Below are 16168 nucleotides of genomic sequence, written 5' to 3' on the forward strand. Positions count from 1 at the left end.
TATTGGTCACAACTTAGTGCTGTAACACCGAAATATCAGCAACTTTCGTAAACAAGTCACGAAGCTGAGCAAGCATACGTAAACGGTTTGCTTTCAGGTCAGCATCATCAGCCATCACCATTACGCCGTCAAAGAATGCATCCACTGGCGCACGAAGAGCAGCAAGTGCAGACAACGCAGCAGTGTAGTCTTTAGCAGCAAATAACGGCTCAACCACAGGCGTGATTTTCGCAAGTTCAGCGAACAATGCTTTCTCAGCATCTTCAACCAGATTCGCTTCAACCACAGCACCTTCAGGTGTTGCTTCTTTTGCAAGAATATTCGCAACACGCTTGTTGGCAGCAGCAAGCGCAGCCGCTTCAGGCAAGGCACGGAAGTGGTTGACTGCATTTACACGCTTGTCAAAATCAAGCGGAGATTTTGGTGAAAGCGCTTGAACAGCTTGAATCACATCAACCGCAACGCCTTGGTCTTCGTATTTCGCACGGTAACGACCTTCAAGGAATGCAACCGCATCTGCCAAAGTCTTGTCGTGATCTTTCAATACATCGCCATAAGCAGCCAAAGCCAGCTTGATCAGATCTTCGATTGACACATCAAGTTCGTTTTCAGTCACAAGACGCAAAATACCAATCGCAGAACGACGTAGTGCAAACGGGTCTTTAGAACCTGTTGGCGCTTGACCAATACCGAAAATACCAGTCAATGTGTCTAAGCGGTCGGCAAGAGCAATAGTTGTACCTGTTTTGGTTTTCGGTAAAACGTCACCCGCGAATTTAGGCAGGTATTGCTCACCTAGAGATTCAGCCACTTCATCATTTTCACCTTCAAGACGCGCATAGTAAGTGCCCGCGATCCCTTGAAGTTCTGGGAATTCACCCACAAGCTCAGAAGTTAAATCGCATTTTGCAAGAAGGGCAGCTTTTTCAGCATCTTGAGGATTTGCACCTGTAATTGGCGCAAGTGCAACAGCCAATTTCGCAATACGTGTCGATTTGTCCCAAAGCGTACCGAGTTCTGCCTGGAATACCATGTTTGCCAGTTTCTCTTTACGCGATGCAAGCGGTTGCTTTTGATCTTGCAAGAAGAAGAATTCAGCATCAGACAAACGTGGACGAACCACTTTCTCATTACCTTCAATGATTTGTGTCGGGTCTTTCGACTCGATGTTCGATACAGTAATGAAGTACGGTTGCAGTTTGTTCTCAGTATTTACCAAACAGAAGTACTTCTGGTTGTCCTGCATGGTGGTAATCAAGGCTTCTTGAGGAACTGCAAGGAAGCGTTCTTCGAAGCTTGCACGAAGTGCAACAGGCCATTCAACCAGTGCCGTCACTTCGTCACGAAGATCAGCAGGCACAATCGCAATTGCATTCACTTCATCAGCAAGTGCTTTGACTTGCTGGTCAATGATCGCTTGACGTTCTTCAAAAGAAGCCACAACGTGCGCTGCTTTAAGCTTGCTTAAGTATTCATCAGCATGCGTTAAAGTGATCGCTTCAGGTGCATGGAAACGGTGACCATAAGTCACATTACCTGCTTTGTGATCCTGAATGGTTGCATCAATCACATCGTTATCTTTTAACAACACCACCCATTTCACAGGACGTACGAATTCGGTACGGCTTGCCGCAGAACGCATACGTTTTGCAATTGGCAGGTTGTCTAAAGCTGCTTGTAAAATTTGTGGCAGTAAAACGTCAAGGCTTTGACCTTTTACGTCTTTTAAGTAGCACACTTTTTCAACTTTACCGGCCTGGAAAGTAGAAACCTGATCTACAGTAATGCCTTGCCCACGCATAAAACCTTCCAAAGCTTTGGTTGGTTTGCCTTCAACATCAAACGCTGCCTGTTTGGCAGGGCCGTCAAAACGTTTTTGTGTGTCTGCCTGTGCGCCGTCCACATTGACGATTTTAAGTGCCAAACGACGTGGTGCTGCATAGGCTTCGATTGCATCAAAAGCCAGACCAGCATCTTTTAAGCCTTTTTCAGTTTCAGCTTTTAAAGCATCACGTAATTTTTTCAGGCTTTTTGGTGGAAGTTCTTCACAACCCAATTCGAACAAAACGGTATGTTTAGACATTATTTGCTCTCCTTAGATTCAACTTTTGCTTCCGCTTCAACTTGCGCTTTCAATTGTGCCAACACTTCATCACGTAATGCAGGTTCTGCCATCGGGAAACCGAGTTTCGCACGTGCAGCCACGTAGCTTTGTGCAATTGAACGGGCCAATGTACGTACACGTAAAATATAACGCTGACGTTCAGTCACAGAGATCGCGCCACGCGCATCCAGTAAGTTAAAGCAATGTGACGCTTTAATCACTTGCTCATAAGCTGGTAATGGCAGTTCCGCTTCGATTAAACGCGTTGCTTCAGCTTCGTAGAAATCGAACAATTCGAACATCTTGTCGACAGGCGCATATTCGAAGTTATAAGTCGATTGTTCTACTTCATTTTGATGGAACACATCACCGTAAGTTACAGTACCGAACTGGCCTTTGGTCCAAACCAGATCATAAACCGAGTCTACACCTTGCAGGTACATGGCAAGACGTTCAAGACCGTAGGTAATTTCGCCTGTAACCGGGTAGCACTCAACACCACCGACTTGCTGGAAATACGTGAACTGAGTCACTTCCATACCGTTCAGCCAAACTTCCCAGCCTAAGCCCCAGGCACCCAGTGTCGGAGATTCCCAGTTGTCTTCTACGAAACGGATATCATGTACCAGCGGGTCAATACCAATCGCTTTTAATGAATCAAGATAAAGCTGCTGGATGTTGTCCGGGTTTGGCTTAAGCACCACCTGGAACTGGTAGTAATGTTGTAGACGATTCGGGTTTTCACCATAACGACCGTCTTTTGGGCGACGTGACGGCTGAACATAAGCGGCATTCCAGGTTTCAGGACCTAAGGCACGTAAGAAAGTTGCGGTGTGGAATGTCCCTGCACCCATTTCCATGTCGTAAGGTTGTAAAACGACGCAGCCTTGCTCCGCCCAGTAGTTTTGTAAGGCAAGAATTAAGCCTTGGAAGGTATCAATATGCGATATGGCGCGACTCATGGTCATCCACTTAAAATTAGAGAAAAATTGTGCTCAATTATAAGGACTTTGCAGGGGAGTGGCAAAGGGTTAATGTGTCTATCCTTTTTTGAAAAAATAAAAGAGACGGGAATGATAGGACTTGCTGAAAGGCGTACTGCGATTTTAACTTTGCCAATAAATGCCGGCCGAACTGAAAACCAGGAATAAATCAGATGGATGACCTGCTGTAAACTCGAGAGTTATAAAGTTCAACGGAGCTTATACGATTGTTGTTCTAAAATTAGTTTAATATTCACGCAATATAATAATGTTTAAAAATAAGGGACTTCATGACCACTTACCAAATTCAATGCCATTTAAAATACAAGGTCGTACAACCGACAGAATTTATTTTTATGCTTCAGGCAGCACATCATCCTGATCAAAAGATTCTTGAAGAGCAACTGCACTTTAATCTGCCGGTGGTCTGGCATGAATTTCAGGATGCACAGCATCAAAACCGTCATATTCGTTTGCAGGTCGAACCCTGTGAGGTTTTTGAGGTGAATTATATTGCGAACGTGGCTCGTCAATCGGGCATTTCTTTTGAACGGCAGCAAGGTCTGAAAGAAGTGTCGATTCCTGATCTACCTGATGAAGTATTGCCTTATTTGCTGGCCAGCCGTTATTGCAATTCGGATTTATTGCTGGAAATGGCAAAACGTTCATTTGGCTGGATGACACCCGGCTATACGCGGGTCAAAGCGATTGAGCAGTGGATCTATAACAATATTTTTTATGCTTCTGGCAGTTCTGACCAGTTTACCACTGCTACAGATGTCCTGGTACATCGTGCAGGCGTATGCCGTGACTTCGCCCATTTAGGCATTGCGTTGTGCCGTGCCTTGGGAATTCCGGCACGTATGGTGGTTGGCTATGTAGAAATTGAAAAGTTTTTACCCGATTTTCATGCCATTTTTGAAGCGTATTTGGACGGAGGGTGGGTGCAGTTTGATCCGACCCGTCTGGCTCCGGTCGAAAATCTCATTCGGATTGGCACTGGCGTCGATGCCGGTGATGTCGCATTTTCAACCTATTATGGTCAGGTCGAGCTGCTAAAAATCCAGCCACTGATTCAACCTGAAATCAGCCATTAAGCTGCTTTAAAAAGATTTGAACAGCTATTTAAGCAGAAGGTTAGCAAGGATTTTTCCATGCAAATGACTACCGGTGATGAAGTGATCATTCTATAAAAAGCCGAATGAATGTTTTAACCTGAGTGAAATATTTTTTTAAAAAACATGTATTCGCGAATGGTGAAAAGATGTAAAACAGCGATGCCTTTCATCTGGCTTGGTTCTATAATGCGCAAAATCTGCAAACCATAAGATCAGGCGCACTGTGTTTCATTCCCATCTCGACTGGCTCAATACCCTAAAACCAAATTTCAAAGTCCTTCCGCTCAAAGACCGCCTGCTCTGCGGAATAGGGGCATTGCTAGGTCTGGTGGTTTCCTCCCTGCTGAGTTTATGGATTCTGGGGGATTTTGAAGCTTGGTACATTGCCCCGATGGGTGCCTCTTCGGTATTGCTGTTTGCGGTACCGGCCAGTCCTCTGGCACAGCCCTGGAACATTCTGGTCGGCAATACCATTGCTGCCGTCATTGGGGTGAGCTGTGCCTTGCTCATTGCCAATCCGACCGAAGCCTTTAGTCTGGCTGTCGCTGCCGCAATTGTCCTGATGATGACCACGGATTCCCTGCATCCACCGAGTGGCGCCGTGGCCATTACCGCAGTGCTGGGTGGTCATCCGGTGCATGAACTGGGTTATGCCTTTGTATTTTATCCGGTGCTACTTAATTCAATTTTGCTCATGGGGATTGCCATTGTCTTTAACCGGATGATTGGCAAGAACTATCCGCAGCAGGCCCAGTTAAATAGCCGTTCCAAGGACCCGACGCCGACCCAGAAAGTGACGATTCAACCGCAGGATATTCAGGAAGTGCTGGACCAGCATACCGAGCTGCTGGACATCAGTGAATATGACCTGCAAAAAATCATTCTGGAGGCACAAAACCGTGCCAATGCGCGTGCGGTGCATGAATTTAGCTGCCAGGATATTATGACGAAGGATGTGGCAACCCTGCATGAAAATGATGATATCCAGCATGCACTGGACAAGTTCAAGCAGATGAACCTGATGAGCCTGCCCGTCGTTAATGCAGATGAACAACTGGTCGGTACGCTGGCAATGTATCAGGTGGTGGAATGGTTCAAGCGTGCTGTCGATGTACGCAGTAGCTGGGAGCATCAGGTTAAACATATCATGACCCGCAAAGTGATCACGGTACAGCCCTTACAGCCCATTCAGGATCTAGTGCCATACTTTGTCGAGCGTTCCTTCAACTATATTCCGGTGGTAAGCAAGCAGCAATTGGTGGGAATTATCAGCCGGGCAGACATGATTGCTGCCCTCAACCAGGAGCTGAATCATTTTAAAATGAAAGCTTAAAACCAGATTGAAATGGAATATAAGCGACCATACCTGATCAGGTCTGGTCGACTTGCCAGCTGAGTAAACTGTAAAACAGTATCATTGGTAGAGAGAAATTCAGTAAAAACAAAAAATGGGTACTAAAAGCTTCGCTTGGAGGATGCGAGATGTAGGCCAGAATCAGGGTTTCCAATGCTGCTCATTAAAATCGTGAGGATATTAAACAGCTGATAACGGCGTAGCAGCAGGTGAGTCACTCATAGATAAAGACCATCGTCCAATATGTCAGGTAGATGAAAAAACTGAGGAAAAGTGCCGAAAATAGACTCTTGAAAATGGAGAAAACCCCCATAACTGACCTCATGAAATAGCGCATAAGAAAATAAAATGAGGCTCATGATCAAAGGTGCAAGCACGAGATTGGGTGTCATTTTCCAGAGAGAGTTTCGGATCGGTTGAGAGATTAAGTGAAATATCCTGTCCAATATCTGTTTGCCACTTTTTGATATTTCATCTAGGAGCTTTATCTTTAGCATTGTTAAAAGCATATTATTTTTGATGAGAGAAAGATTCAACATATAGGCGAATAATACGACAAAGCACACCGGAGTGTGCTTTGTAAAGGGTGTGATGCTTAAGAGCTGTAATGATTAAATAAAGAACCAGTAAATAAACAGTGAAATAATAAAGATACACATAATATTCAGCACAAAACCAACTTTCATCATTTCGCTTTGCTGGATATAACCGGTTCCAAAAACAATCGCATTTGGCGGGGTCGCTACCGGCAGCATAAAGGCACATGAGGCACCAATGCCAATGACAATCACCAGAATTTCTTTGGGCATTCCCATCTGATCCGCAATTGCGGCAAATACTGGTACCAGCAGGGCAGCTGAAGCGGTATTACTGGTAAATTCAGTCAGGAAGATAATAAATGTAGCAACTACAAAAATAATTATCAGCGGGGAGGCGTCACCAAAGGCATTGGCCAGAGTTTGACCCAGTACCAGCGAACTGCCTGAATCCTTCAGAATGGCACTCAAGGTCAGACCACCACCGAACAGGTACAAGACCCCCCAGTCGGTATTTTCTGCAATCTGTTTCCAGCTTGCGGTACCCAGAATCACCACCATACAGGCAGCCAAAATTGCTATCCAGGTATCCGGCTGGGAAATACCAAAAATTTCAGTGAATTTTTTACTGAAAATCCAGGCAATTGCAGTACAAAGAAAGAGGATCATGGTGGCTATACGGGTGCCGGTCCAGGGAATATCTTCGGTCACAAATTGTACTTTGTAATTCAGTTTTGGACGTAGTACCAGATATAAACTGACCAGCATGGCGGGAAGAATAATGAACATCATCGGCAAGCCGATTTTCATCCAGTCGGCAAAATCATAGCCAAGTGCCTTGGCGGCAATGGCATTCGGAGGTGAACCGACCATGGTGCCCAGTCCGCCAATACTGGCCGAATAGGCAATGCCGAGCAGGATAAAGACAAAAGTTTTACGATCCTTGCTGACATCCAGATGTGAAAGCAAGCCTAGGGCCAAAGGCAGCATCATGGCAGCAGTCGCCGTATTGGAAATCCACATGGACAGCAGCGCCGTCACCACAAAAATCGCCAGTACAGAAATGCCCAGATGCCCTCTGGACAGGGAGATGATCCACATGGCAATTTTCCGGTCCAGTTTCTGGATATGCAACGCTGTGGCCAAAGCAAAACCACCAAAAAACAGGAAAATGACAGGATCGGCAAAAGTAGCCAAAGCGGCTTGCGTGGTAATCGGAACCAGTTCTTCACCAGAGGCCATTGGCATGGCCAGCAATACTGCCATCACGGGGATGAGTAAAGCTGTAATCGTGATATGAATGGCTTCAGTCAACCATAAGATACCGATAAAGGCTAAAAGTGCCAGTCCTTTATTGGCATTCTGGTCATAGGGCAGGTAAAGATATAAGCCATAGGCCACAATGGCTGCGACAAGAATAAGAATCCAGCCTTTAAGCAGCCCTTTAGGCATGGCATTGGTCGGGGTAGCTAGGTTGGTCTGAGTCATATGCTCTCCTTGCAAGGTTTTTATTTACATCATTTTTTATATTAACTTTGAATTTGTAATTTTGTTTTGCTTAAAAAGCATCCTATTTAAAGATACTATAACCAGATTGTTGCAATAATCCAGTACTTTGCCATAGGGCATACAGGCCCAAGCCAAAAAGTAAAGCCAGGACAATCCATTTGAAGTGCTGCTGAGACAAACGATGGCGTATTTTGCCTCCGATCCAGACACCAGCAAGGGCGAATAGGCTGATCCCGATCAGAATATGCTGTTGATGGGTTTCCAGTGTGATCAGAATTGGAAACAGTAAAACCAGCTGGATCAGTTTACCGGCAATGAAATTGAGATTGCTGATAATGACAATATCTGTTTTAGACAGCTGGCAACTCATCAGATACATCATCAGAAAAGGTGCCATGGCATTGGTCGCACCTCCAATGATGCCGGCCAGAAAACCAAAACAGAGCATGCTGGAAATATGTGGGCTGACTTGCAATGGCCGTGCCCGTAACTGGTCCAAAACATAAAATACAATCACCAGACCCAATAACAGTTTTAAATAAGCCTCATTTAGCCAAAGTAACAGCTTGACCCCGAGTACACTGCCGATCAGGCTACTGAGTATCAGTGGCCAATAGCGTTTTATATAATAGCCAATGCTATTCAACATGCTATGCGCAGGATCGGCATTCAGCATGATCAGGTTCAGTAGCAGACAGGGCAGAATGACAAGAGTAACCGCGATACTAAGCGGATATGCACTGGACAGAACAGCCGTACTCATCATGGGAAAGCCAAAGCCGCTTAAACCGTGCAGCAGGGCTGCTACAGCACAGAGCCAGAGCATCATCCATTCTGCCTGAGTCATGTGACATCCATTTCAAAAATTAGAATATTGAACTTATCGTGAATTCAACTGAGAAAGAAAGTGAAAAGCTGTAATACAGCAGAGAAATAACAAAAATATAGGCAAAAAAAAGCCACGATAACTTGGGGAAATTACCGTGGCATCAAAATTTCATCCCATTTAACCGGGGTGAAAGGAGGAAGCTCTTCGATGAAACCTGTCAGGAACGCTAGTTAACCCTTCCTATACACCTTAATAATCGCGCTTATCCTGATTAACGGTACGTACAGGATTTTTATAGCCCTGGGATTGATAAGCGCTATCATGTGCAATACTGTACGGTTGTTTTGGCATGATTAACCAAAGTACCAGATAAACCAGAATACCCGGAAAAGCGGCACTCATCACTGAAACCAGCACAAAGATAAGACGTAATAAATTTGCGTTCCAACCAAAACGTTCAGCAATACCGCCCATCACACCTGCAATCATGTTTGAGCGGTTAGAGCGATATAAACCAACATTGGCCATTAAAATCTCCTGATAAAATACGTTTGAATCCACAAAATAGATCCATATTATTAAAAGAAATGGCGTTAGATCGAACTTTTTAAAGTGCTGATTACAAATAAAATCGTTAAGTAATGTTAAGAAAGATTAAAACCCGGTCTAAGAGTCACTAACATATAGAAAATTCTATTGAACTCTTATGTAAAGTTCATCAGCTTTGCTGTGTGTTTTTTACTCGCCATGTTTTAGGTCTGGGTCGGTTAAAAAAATGAAAGTAGATATATCACGTTTTACATCAAGCAATTTTCTTAAATGTAGCCTGATACTGGGGAGCGTGGTGATTTTGCAGGCCTGTGACCAGCATCAAGTCAAGCCTGAACAGGAAGATCAGCAAGAGGCTGTAGAAGAAGAAGGGGTCAAGGTTTCTGCTGCCAATACGACCGCAGGTGTAGTCGCAGTCAGTGCCAAATCCTTAACTCAGGCTGTAGGGCTGGCTGCTGTTCCAGTTGAGGCGGATCTAAATCCGACCACTGTTCCCGATTATGCCAAAACATTTATTGGTCGCTATCATACCGAAATTGACTGTGATGGGCGTTTCGCACCTTGTACAGAAGGTAAGGCAGAATATATTTTGGCTTTACTGCCGGATGGTACGGTACACCGTAGTATTTTTCAGTATGGTAAAGTTTTTATTGATAATACGAGAAGCAGCACAGCTCATAATACCACCTATCGTAAGGATCGCTGGTCGATCAACCCGGAACGTACTGAATTGGTCATAAACCGTAAAGAAGGGGCGAGTTTTTATTATACGATTAAGGATTCGAACCATCTGGTTATGAATCTGGAAAAAATTTACAGTGAGAAGGAAAAAACCAACCGCGAATTATTTGAGCGAGGTTATCCGGCACCTTCGAAAGCCTATGAACTGGTCAAAGATACTTCCTTTCATGTCGAACCATAATGTCAGATAAAGTTGGTCGATCCAGTCTAAGACGTTGTTCAAAGAAGATTTAAATTAATACAATAAATATGAGCTGTTGGACACGTGAGTTTAAAATCTGGATGCAGAAATACACGAGCAGAAATACACGAGCAGAAATCGTATTTAATAATTGAAATATAAAGAAGTAAATCTGAGAGGGCATTCTTGGAAAAGAATGGTGGGCCGTCCGCGACTCGAACGCGGGACCAATGGATTAAAAGTCCACTGCTCTACCAACTGAGCTAACGGCCCATTCTGGGTAATCAAAATGAATTTGATTATTGAGGTTTCTAAAACTTGATGTTTTAGAATGATGGTGGGCCGTCCGCGACTCGAACGCGGGACCAATGGATTAAAAGTCCACTGCTCTACCAACTGAGCTAACGGCCCATCAAGGGATATCAAAGAAATGGTGGGCCGTCCGCGACTCGAACGCGGGACCAATGGATTAAAAGTCCACTGCTCTACCAACTGAGCTAACGGCCCTGAACCAGTATTCAAACTAGGTTTGAATATGCAGTGCAAGTCAAGCTAAATAGCTCAAAGCACCACTTTGTTTGATGGAGCGTATTGTAGCAAGATCTCATTGCAGCGCAAGTAAAAAATAACAAAGTTGCCCATGTTTGATTATAAATACAACAATTATGCTTTATCTAAACAAAAAACAGGCAACTTCAGTACTTAGAAGCGATATTGATAGGCCTGGATATTGGAAAAAACCTCTGCTGTAAGCTCCGAATATGCAGTTGCACCTGGCAATAAAACCAGCAGGCGTTCATCGGTTTTACTTGGATCAAATGCTTGCTCTTTCAATTTATTTTTCTGGTATTTGAAGGTGCCTGTAGTTTCAACCTGCTGTTGTATACGCAGAAATACAGGTACTGCATAAGCCGGTAAGCATTTTTTAAAACAAGCAGCCATGGCGGCTAAATCTGCATCATTTAATTCTACATCGGGCTTCAGGGTAATCGCGGCCATGCCGGCACGACCATTGGTATTGGGGATTTCTACACCATAAACTACGGCTTCAACGATTTTGTCATACTCAGTCAGCATGTTTTCCACTTCAGTTGTAGAAACATTTTCACCTTTCCAGCGGAAAGTATCGCCTAAACGATCGACAAACTGGGCATGACGGAAGCCGATATTGCGTACCAGATCTCCGGTATTGAAATAAGCATCACCTTTAGTAAATACATCCTGCATGATGACTGACTTGTTTTTTTCAGGGTCGGTATAACCATCAAAAGGTGAACGACGGGTAATTTTACCAATCAGTAAACCAGTTTCGCCTTTTTTCACCCGCTTGCAGCGTCCTTTGGCATCCCGTACCGGCTCATGTTTATCTTTATCAAAAGCAATAATGGCATAAGGTGTCGGAGAGAAACCGACGGTATTGTCAAAATTGAAAATATTGCTAAAACCGACATTGCCTTCACTGGACGCATACAGTTCCAGTACTTCCTGAATGCCAAAACGGGATTTAAATTTGTCCCAGATATTCGGGCGCATCCCGTTACCAATCATCTTGGTCACGCGGTGGCCTTTCTCCAGTTCAGATGGGGGAGCGTCCATCAGATAGCGGCATAGCTCACCGACATAGCCAATCGCAGAGGCATCAAATTTTTTCACATCCTTCCAGAAAGAGGAGGTTGAAAATTTACGCCGAATGGCCAGGGTGCTGCTCCCTGCAATGACACCACACCAGCACACGACCATCCCTGTGGCGTGATAAAGTGGCAGAGTACAGTACATGACATCATCTTTATGGAGATTCAGCACATGCCCATAGGTGCCATAAGCGAGGGTCCAGCGACCATTGGTAAAAATGACCGCTTTGGGCAGGCCGGTAGTGCCTGAGGTATAAATATAGAACAGCCCGTCTTTGCCTTGTACTGAATGGGTAGTCGGCGGATTGAATTTTGGAGCAAGATCAATTTTTTCAGCCAGGTTAACGAAGCCTTCCGGTGCCTGACCCGGATCGGTTTGAGTATTCTGATCTGCAAACCAGTGCAGGCGTTCACCACTAATATTCAGGTCATTACGAATTTCATTCACAGCCTCACCGCACTCTTCACCGACGATCAGGGCAATTGGTTTGACCAGATTAATACTATGTGCCAATACCTTGCCTACTTGTGAGGTATTGACCAAAGCGCTCGTCACACCCAGTTTAGCCAGACCAATCACACTGGCAATCAGTTCAGGTCGGTTCTCGATCATTACAGCTACGACATCACCTTTCTTGGCACCCAAAGACAGATAGAAATGTGCAATCTGGTTGGCCCAGGCATTGAGAGTGGCATAGCTGTAGCTTTGGTCTTCAAAACGCAAGGCGATGCCGTCCGGGTTGCGCTTGGTTGCTTTTTCAAAAGCCAGACCCAGCCCGGCCGGTGTATTCGGAGTACGTAAATACGCCTGTCTTAGACCGGTAAGTAAATGGGGTACTTTGGTCAAGAAAGTCGGGAGCTTGGCAGCAACATCTGCAATACCAATAAGATCATGTGGTTTCATTTGGGTCATGAGAATCCTATTTATTTTTCATATCCGATACGTTCGATTTATATACAGTAGGCGAGCTATCCATCTTTTAGCGTTAAAAAGCTAGTGCAATCAACCTATTCTGACTAAATCTAGCAAAAAAAACCTAGTCACCGAAATGACTAGGTTTTTTTATATGACTGCAATTGAGCAAATTATGATTCAGTTGCAGTATTTGCTTTTTTCGGTGGACGACCACGTGGACGACGTGGGCGAGCGGCCTGCTTCTCCACTTTTTCAGCTTCGCTGGTTTCAGTTTTCTCTGCCTCTACTTCGGCCTGGCCTTGGGTCTCTACCACAAGTGCTTCTGATTCAGATACTTCTGACTCAGTATTTGCTTCAACTGGGGTAGTATCTTCAGCCTGAGTTTCGGTAACTACCACTTCAGTTTCAGGAGCAGCCTCCACTTGTGCCGTGGTTTCAGTCGCCTGTTCAGCTGGCTGAGTATTTACGGTTTCTTCAGCAGTTACTTCCTGTACTGCAGCTTCAGTTACCACAGGTTGGGCAGGCTCTGCTTGCGCTTCAGTTGCTACAGGCGCAGTTTCAACCACCGGAGCTGTTTCTGTTTTAGCCTGTTTGGCTTGTTGTAAGGCTTGTTCAGCAGCCAGTTTAGCCAGACGGCGGCGCTCACGTGGATCATTTGCGACACGTTTGTCCGACACCGGTTTTGGTGGTGTCAGATCCAGAACTGGAGCTGGTTCTACTTCCACCTTGGCTACTGTCACCTGAACATCACGAGTGACTGGCTTTTTCTCTGCGGCAGGCGTTGCTGCACGCACCAGACTCGCGTTGTACTCTTTTGTGAACTTATCTAAAGCGCGGTTGAACGTTGGCAACAAACCAAACTGCTCAATCAGCACCGAGCAGTCTTCACCATAGACATGGCGAATCAGGCTGCCAATGGTGAACTGGCCCAGAGTTGGCACTTGTGACGGGGTCAACTGCTGAACTGCCGGCTGTTGAGAGTGTCGTTCACGTTGCTGGCGACGACGCTGACGCGGATCGTTGCTGGCACGTGGTTTTTCAGCACTGATTTCAGCTGGCACAGCTTTCTCGTCGACTGCTGTTAGTGTAGCTTCCACCACATTTTCAGCAGCGGCTTCTTCAACTGGCGCATCTGCTGGAGCAGTAACTTCAACCGCTGGCGTTACAACTGCAGCATTGTCATTCAATGCCACGATTTCGCTTTTCGCCTGGTCAATATTCACCACCATAGCTGTTGGCATCACGTCTTGACGTGGCGCATCGACCAATTCAACACGAAGCTGTTTGTCATCGACTGCTGGAGCCTCAACAACAGCAGGTACAGTTTGTGATGCCTGCTCATTCAGCACGCTTGGATCGCGGTGGCGATTTGGACGTTCCTGACGTGGCTGGTTACGGCGGTCGCGACGTGGTACAGCCTGTTGTGACTGTTCATTGTTTTGAACATCATTTTGCTGAGTTGGCTCGTTGTGATGCTGACGGCGAGAATTACGCTTGTTTTCACGTGCTTCATGACGTTGCTCTTGACGAGATACCTGAACGACTTCTTCATGCACCTGGTGTTGCTGAGGGGCAGAGGCTTCAGACTGAACCTGCTCACGCGGTTCTCTGTGCTTCGGGTTGCGCGGCTTTTTATTATTGTGACGAGGTGTTCTTTCCTCACGCTCTGCCGGTTTTTCTGTAGCATCACGTTCCTGCTTGTGGGCCACTGTTGATGGTACCAAATAAGCATTGTTCGCAGGTGCTACAACTTGTTGTTGTACAGGTGGCTGTACATGGTTTTGTACCTGTTGTGCAGCGGGCTGTGCCACAGGTGCTGCGACGTGACCGAACTGACCACGACTTACTGCACCGCCATTGATCATCTGTTCAATCGCTGCTGCTGCATTGTTGGCGGTACGCGATTGATCAACAGTCGTAGCTTGCTTTTGTACAAACAGGTTTTCTAACCATGCACATGGGCTGGTTGCAGGTGCAGCAACTTGCGCTTGGACAGGAGCCGGTTGAACAACAGGTGCTTGCTGTACATTTGGATTTTGCTGATTATTACGGCGTTTATTGTTTCTGCCGTTATTTTGCTGTGGGGCAGGCGCTGGCGCAGCAGCATGCGTATGTTGTTCTTCTTCTAAATGCCATTCAGACGACTCATAACCCAGCTCTTTTTCACTTGAACGAGTTGCTTCAGTACGTTCATAGCTGGTTGGTGCAAAGCCTTCGGCATTATAGGTAATTTCATAATGCGGTGTTTCCAGATGCGGATGCGGCAACACAGTAACACGCACATTTGACGTCTGTTCCAAATATACCAGGGTATGACGCTTTTCATTCAATAAGAAAGCTGCGATTTCGACTGGAACTTCGACTTGAACTTCACCATGACGTTCACGCAGGGCAATCTCTTCCACTTTACGCATAATCGAAAGGGATAAAGAACGAAGATCACGTACCATACCGGTACCATGGCAGCGTGGGCAAACGTAGCCAGTCGCTTCTTCCAGAGAAGGACGCAGACGTTGACGGCTCATTTCCATTAAACCAAAACGTGATAATTGACCGAATTGGATACGGGCACGGTCACTTTGAGTGGCTTCACGAAGTTTCGCTTCAACCATGCGCTGGTTACGATCTTTGGTCATGTCGATAAAGTCGATCACCACCAGACCGCCGATATCGCGTAAACGCAGTTGACGCGCGATTTCTTCTGCTGCTTCAATATTAGTGTTCAACGCAGTGTCTTCAACGTCGCTACCGCGGGTTGATTTTGCTGAGTTAATGTCGATGGACACCAAAGCTTCAGTCTGGTCAATCACGATCGAACCACCAGAAGGAAGTTTCACCTCACGTTCATAAGCCGTTTGGATCTGGCTTTCGATACCGAAGTGAGCGAATAGAGGCTCATTTAAGGTATAAGTTTTTAATTTGTCTAATTGAAGTGGCATCACCGCTTTTACGAAGTTATAGGCTTCGTTATAAGCTTGCTCAGAGTCAATCAGGATTTCTGCAACGTCATCACGTAAGTAATCACGAATGGCACGTGTTACCACGCCCGCTTCCTGATGCACCAACATTGGAGAAGGGCCAGAACTTGCTGTTTTCTGGATTTGTGCCCAAAGGTCGAGCAAGTGTTGCAAGTCGAGTTGCAGTTCTTCCTGTGAACGACCGATCCCGGCTGTACGCACGATGACGCTCATGCCGCGTGGCACGTTTAAAGAGGCCAGCATTTCTTTCAGTTCTTCACGCACTGAACCTGAGATCTGACGGCTGATACCACCACCTTTCGGATTGTTTGGCATCAAGACCAGATAACGGCCGGCAAGAGAGATAAAGGTAGACAGGGCAGCGCCTTTGTTGCCACGTTCTTCTTTTTCCACCTGAACCAGAAGCTCGGTGCCTTCAGTGATCAGTTCACGGATATTTGAAGTCTGGCGAGGGTCGGCTTTGTAATAAGAATTTGCGATTTCACGCATTGACAGGAAGCCTTGACGACCTGCACCGTATTCAACGAATACAGCTTCTAAAGACGGTTCAACGCGAGTCACGTGACCTTTGTAAATATTGGATTTTTTTTGTTCACGGGTACGATTTTCTAAATCAAAATCGTAAAGACGCTGACCAGTGACAAGTGCAACGCGAATTTCTTCGGCATGTGTTGCATTAATCAACATACGTTTCATGGGTGTAACACCTTATAGTGATACACAGCAAAAAATCGCTATA

At 45.6% G+C, this 16168-nt stretch carries 10 protein-coding genes and 3 tRNA genes; 3 read left to right on the plus strand and 10 right to left on the minus strand.

The annotated features are described in order from the left end of the window. Positions 1–13: 13 nt before the first annotated feature. A complete protein-coding gene (gene glyS / locus AY607_RS07210; protein ID WP_064102207.1) occupies positions 14–2083 on the minus strand; it encodes a glycine--tRNA ligase subunit beta in 2070 nt (689 codons plus the stop codon). Further along, positions 2083–3066 (minus strand): glycine--tRNA ligase subunit alpha, encoded by a 984-nt coding sequence (gene glyQ / locus AY607_RS07215; protein ID WP_064102208.1) that lies wholly within the window; start codon positions 3064–3066, stop codon positions 2083–2085. Before glyQ ends, glyS begins: the two co-directional genes overlap by 1 nt. A gap of 311 nt (positions 3067–3377) precedes the next feature. Between glyQ and AY607_RS07220 the strand changes: the two genes are divergently transcribed. After that, positions 3378–4184, plus strand: coding sequence for a transglutaminase-like domain-containing protein (locus AY607_RS07220; RefSeq protein ID WP_064102209.1), 807 nt, complete (start codon positions 3378–3380; stop codon positions 4182–4184). 244 nt (positions 4185–4428) lie between these two features. After that, positions 4429–5538: an HPP family protein gene (locus AY607_RS07225; RefSeq protein ID WP_064094908.1), complete on the plus strand. Its 1110-nt coding sequence runs from the start codon at positions 4429–4431 to the stop codon at positions 5536–5538. A 632-nt stretch (positions 5539–6170) separates the two neighbouring features. On the opposite strand, the gene AY607_RS07235 is transcribed toward AY607_RS07225, so the two are convergent. The 3 genes from AY607_RS07235 to AY607_RS07245 all read right to left on the minus strand — a co-directional run bounded on the left by AY607_RS07235 (position 6171) and on the right by AY607_RS07245 (position 8961). Beyond that, complete coding sequence (locus AY607_RS07235) at positions 6171–7583, minus strand: SLC13 family permease (protein WP_064102210.1); 1413 nt, start codon at positions 7581–7583, stop codon at positions 6171–6173. 82 nt (positions 7584–7665) lie between these two features. Next, a complete protein-coding gene (locus AY607_RS07240) occupies positions 7666–8451 on the minus strand; it encodes a sulfite exporter TauE/SafE family protein (protein ID WP_064102211.1) in 786 nt (261 codons plus the stop codon). A 231-nt stretch (positions 8452–8682) separates the two neighbouring features. Beyond that, positions 8683–8961 (minus strand): PspC domain-containing protein, encoded by a 279-nt coding sequence (locus AY607_RS07245; protein ID WP_064094905.1) that lies wholly within the window; start codon positions 8959–8961, stop codon positions 8683–8685. A 247-nt stretch (positions 8962–9208) separates the two neighbouring features. Between AY607_RS07245 and AY607_RS07250 the strand changes: the two genes are divergently transcribed. Next, positions 9209–9904: a hypothetical protein gene (locus AY607_RS07250; protein WP_064102212.1), complete on the plus strand. Its 696-nt coding sequence runs from the start codon at positions 9209–9211 to the stop codon at positions 9902–9904. 197 nt (positions 9905–10101) lie between these two features. Here AY607_RS07250 and AY607_RS07255 read toward each other — a convergent pair. From AY607_RS07255 to AY607_RS07275, 5 genes are all read right to left on the minus strand, one after another. Further along, a tRNA-Lys gene (locus tag AY607_RS07255) sits at positions 10102–10177 on the minus strand. Positions 10178–10239: 62 nt separating this feature from the next. Continuing rightward, positions 10240–10315: transfer RNA gene (locus AY607_RS07260), tRNA-Lys, on the minus strand. A gap of 20 nt (positions 10316–10335) precedes the next feature. After that, positions 10336–10411 (minus strand) — tRNA-Lys (locus tag AY607_RS07265). A gap of 195 nt (positions 10412–10606) precedes the next feature. Continuing rightward, positions 10607–12448: a long-chain-acyl-CoA synthetase gene (locus AY607_RS07270; protein WP_064102213.1), complete on the minus strand. Its 1842-nt coding sequence runs from the start codon at positions 12446–12448 to the stop codon at positions 10607–10609. A gap of 173 nt (positions 12449–12621) precedes the next feature. Next, positions 12622–16125 (minus strand): Rne/Rng family ribonuclease, encoded by a 3504-nt coding sequence (locus AY607_RS07275; RefSeq protein WP_064102214.1) that lies wholly within the window; start codon positions 16123–16125, stop codon positions 12622–12624. Positions 16126–16168 lie beyond the last annotated feature (43 nt).

Origin of the sequence: Acinetobacter sp. SFA, from assembly GCF_001647535.1 — a bacterium.
GTDB lineage: Bacteria > Pseudomonadota > Gammaproteobacteria > Pseudomonadales > Moraxellaceae > Acinetobacter > Acinetobacter pecorum.

What these genes read in the sequence shown, in the direction of transcription:
- glyS (WP_064102207.1), bottom strand. Translation starts at nt 2,083, where the DNA reads ATGTCTAAACATACCGTTTTGTTCGAATTGGGTTGTGAAGAACTTCCA.
- glyQ (WP_064102208.1), bottom strand. Translation starts at nt 3,066, where the DNA reads ATGAGTCGCGCCATATCGCATATTGATACCTTCCAAGGCTTAATTCTT.
- AY607_RS07220 (WP_064102209.1), top strand. Translation starts at nt 3,378, where the DNA reads ATGACCACTTACCAAATTCAATGCCATTTAAAATACAAGGTCGTACAA.
- AY607_RS07235 (WP_064102210.1), bottom strand. Translation starts at nt 7,583, where the DNA reads ATGACTCAGACCAACCTAGCTACCCCGACCAATGCCATGCCTAAAGGG.
- AY607_RS07240 (WP_064102211.1), bottom strand. Translation starts at nt 8,451, where the DNA reads ATGACTCAGGCAGAATGGATGATGCTCTGGCTCTGTGCTGTAGCAGCC.
- AY607_RS07245 (WP_064094905.1), bottom strand. Translation starts at nt 8,961, where the DNA reads ATGGCCAATGTTGGTTTATATCGCTCTAACCGCTCAAACATGATTGCA.
- AY607_RS07250 (WP_064102212.1), top strand. Translation starts at nt 9,209, where the DNA reads ATGAAAGTAGATATATCACGTTTTACATCAAGCAATTTTCTTAAATGT.
- AY607_RS07270 (WP_064102213.1), bottom strand. Translation starts at nt 12,448, where the DNA reads ATGACCCAAATGAAACCACATGATCTTATTGGTATTGCAGATGTTGCT.
- AY607_RS07275 (WP_064102214.1), bottom strand. Translation starts at nt 16,125, where the DNA reads ATGAAACGTATGTTGATTAATGCAACACATGCCGAAGAAATTCGCGTT.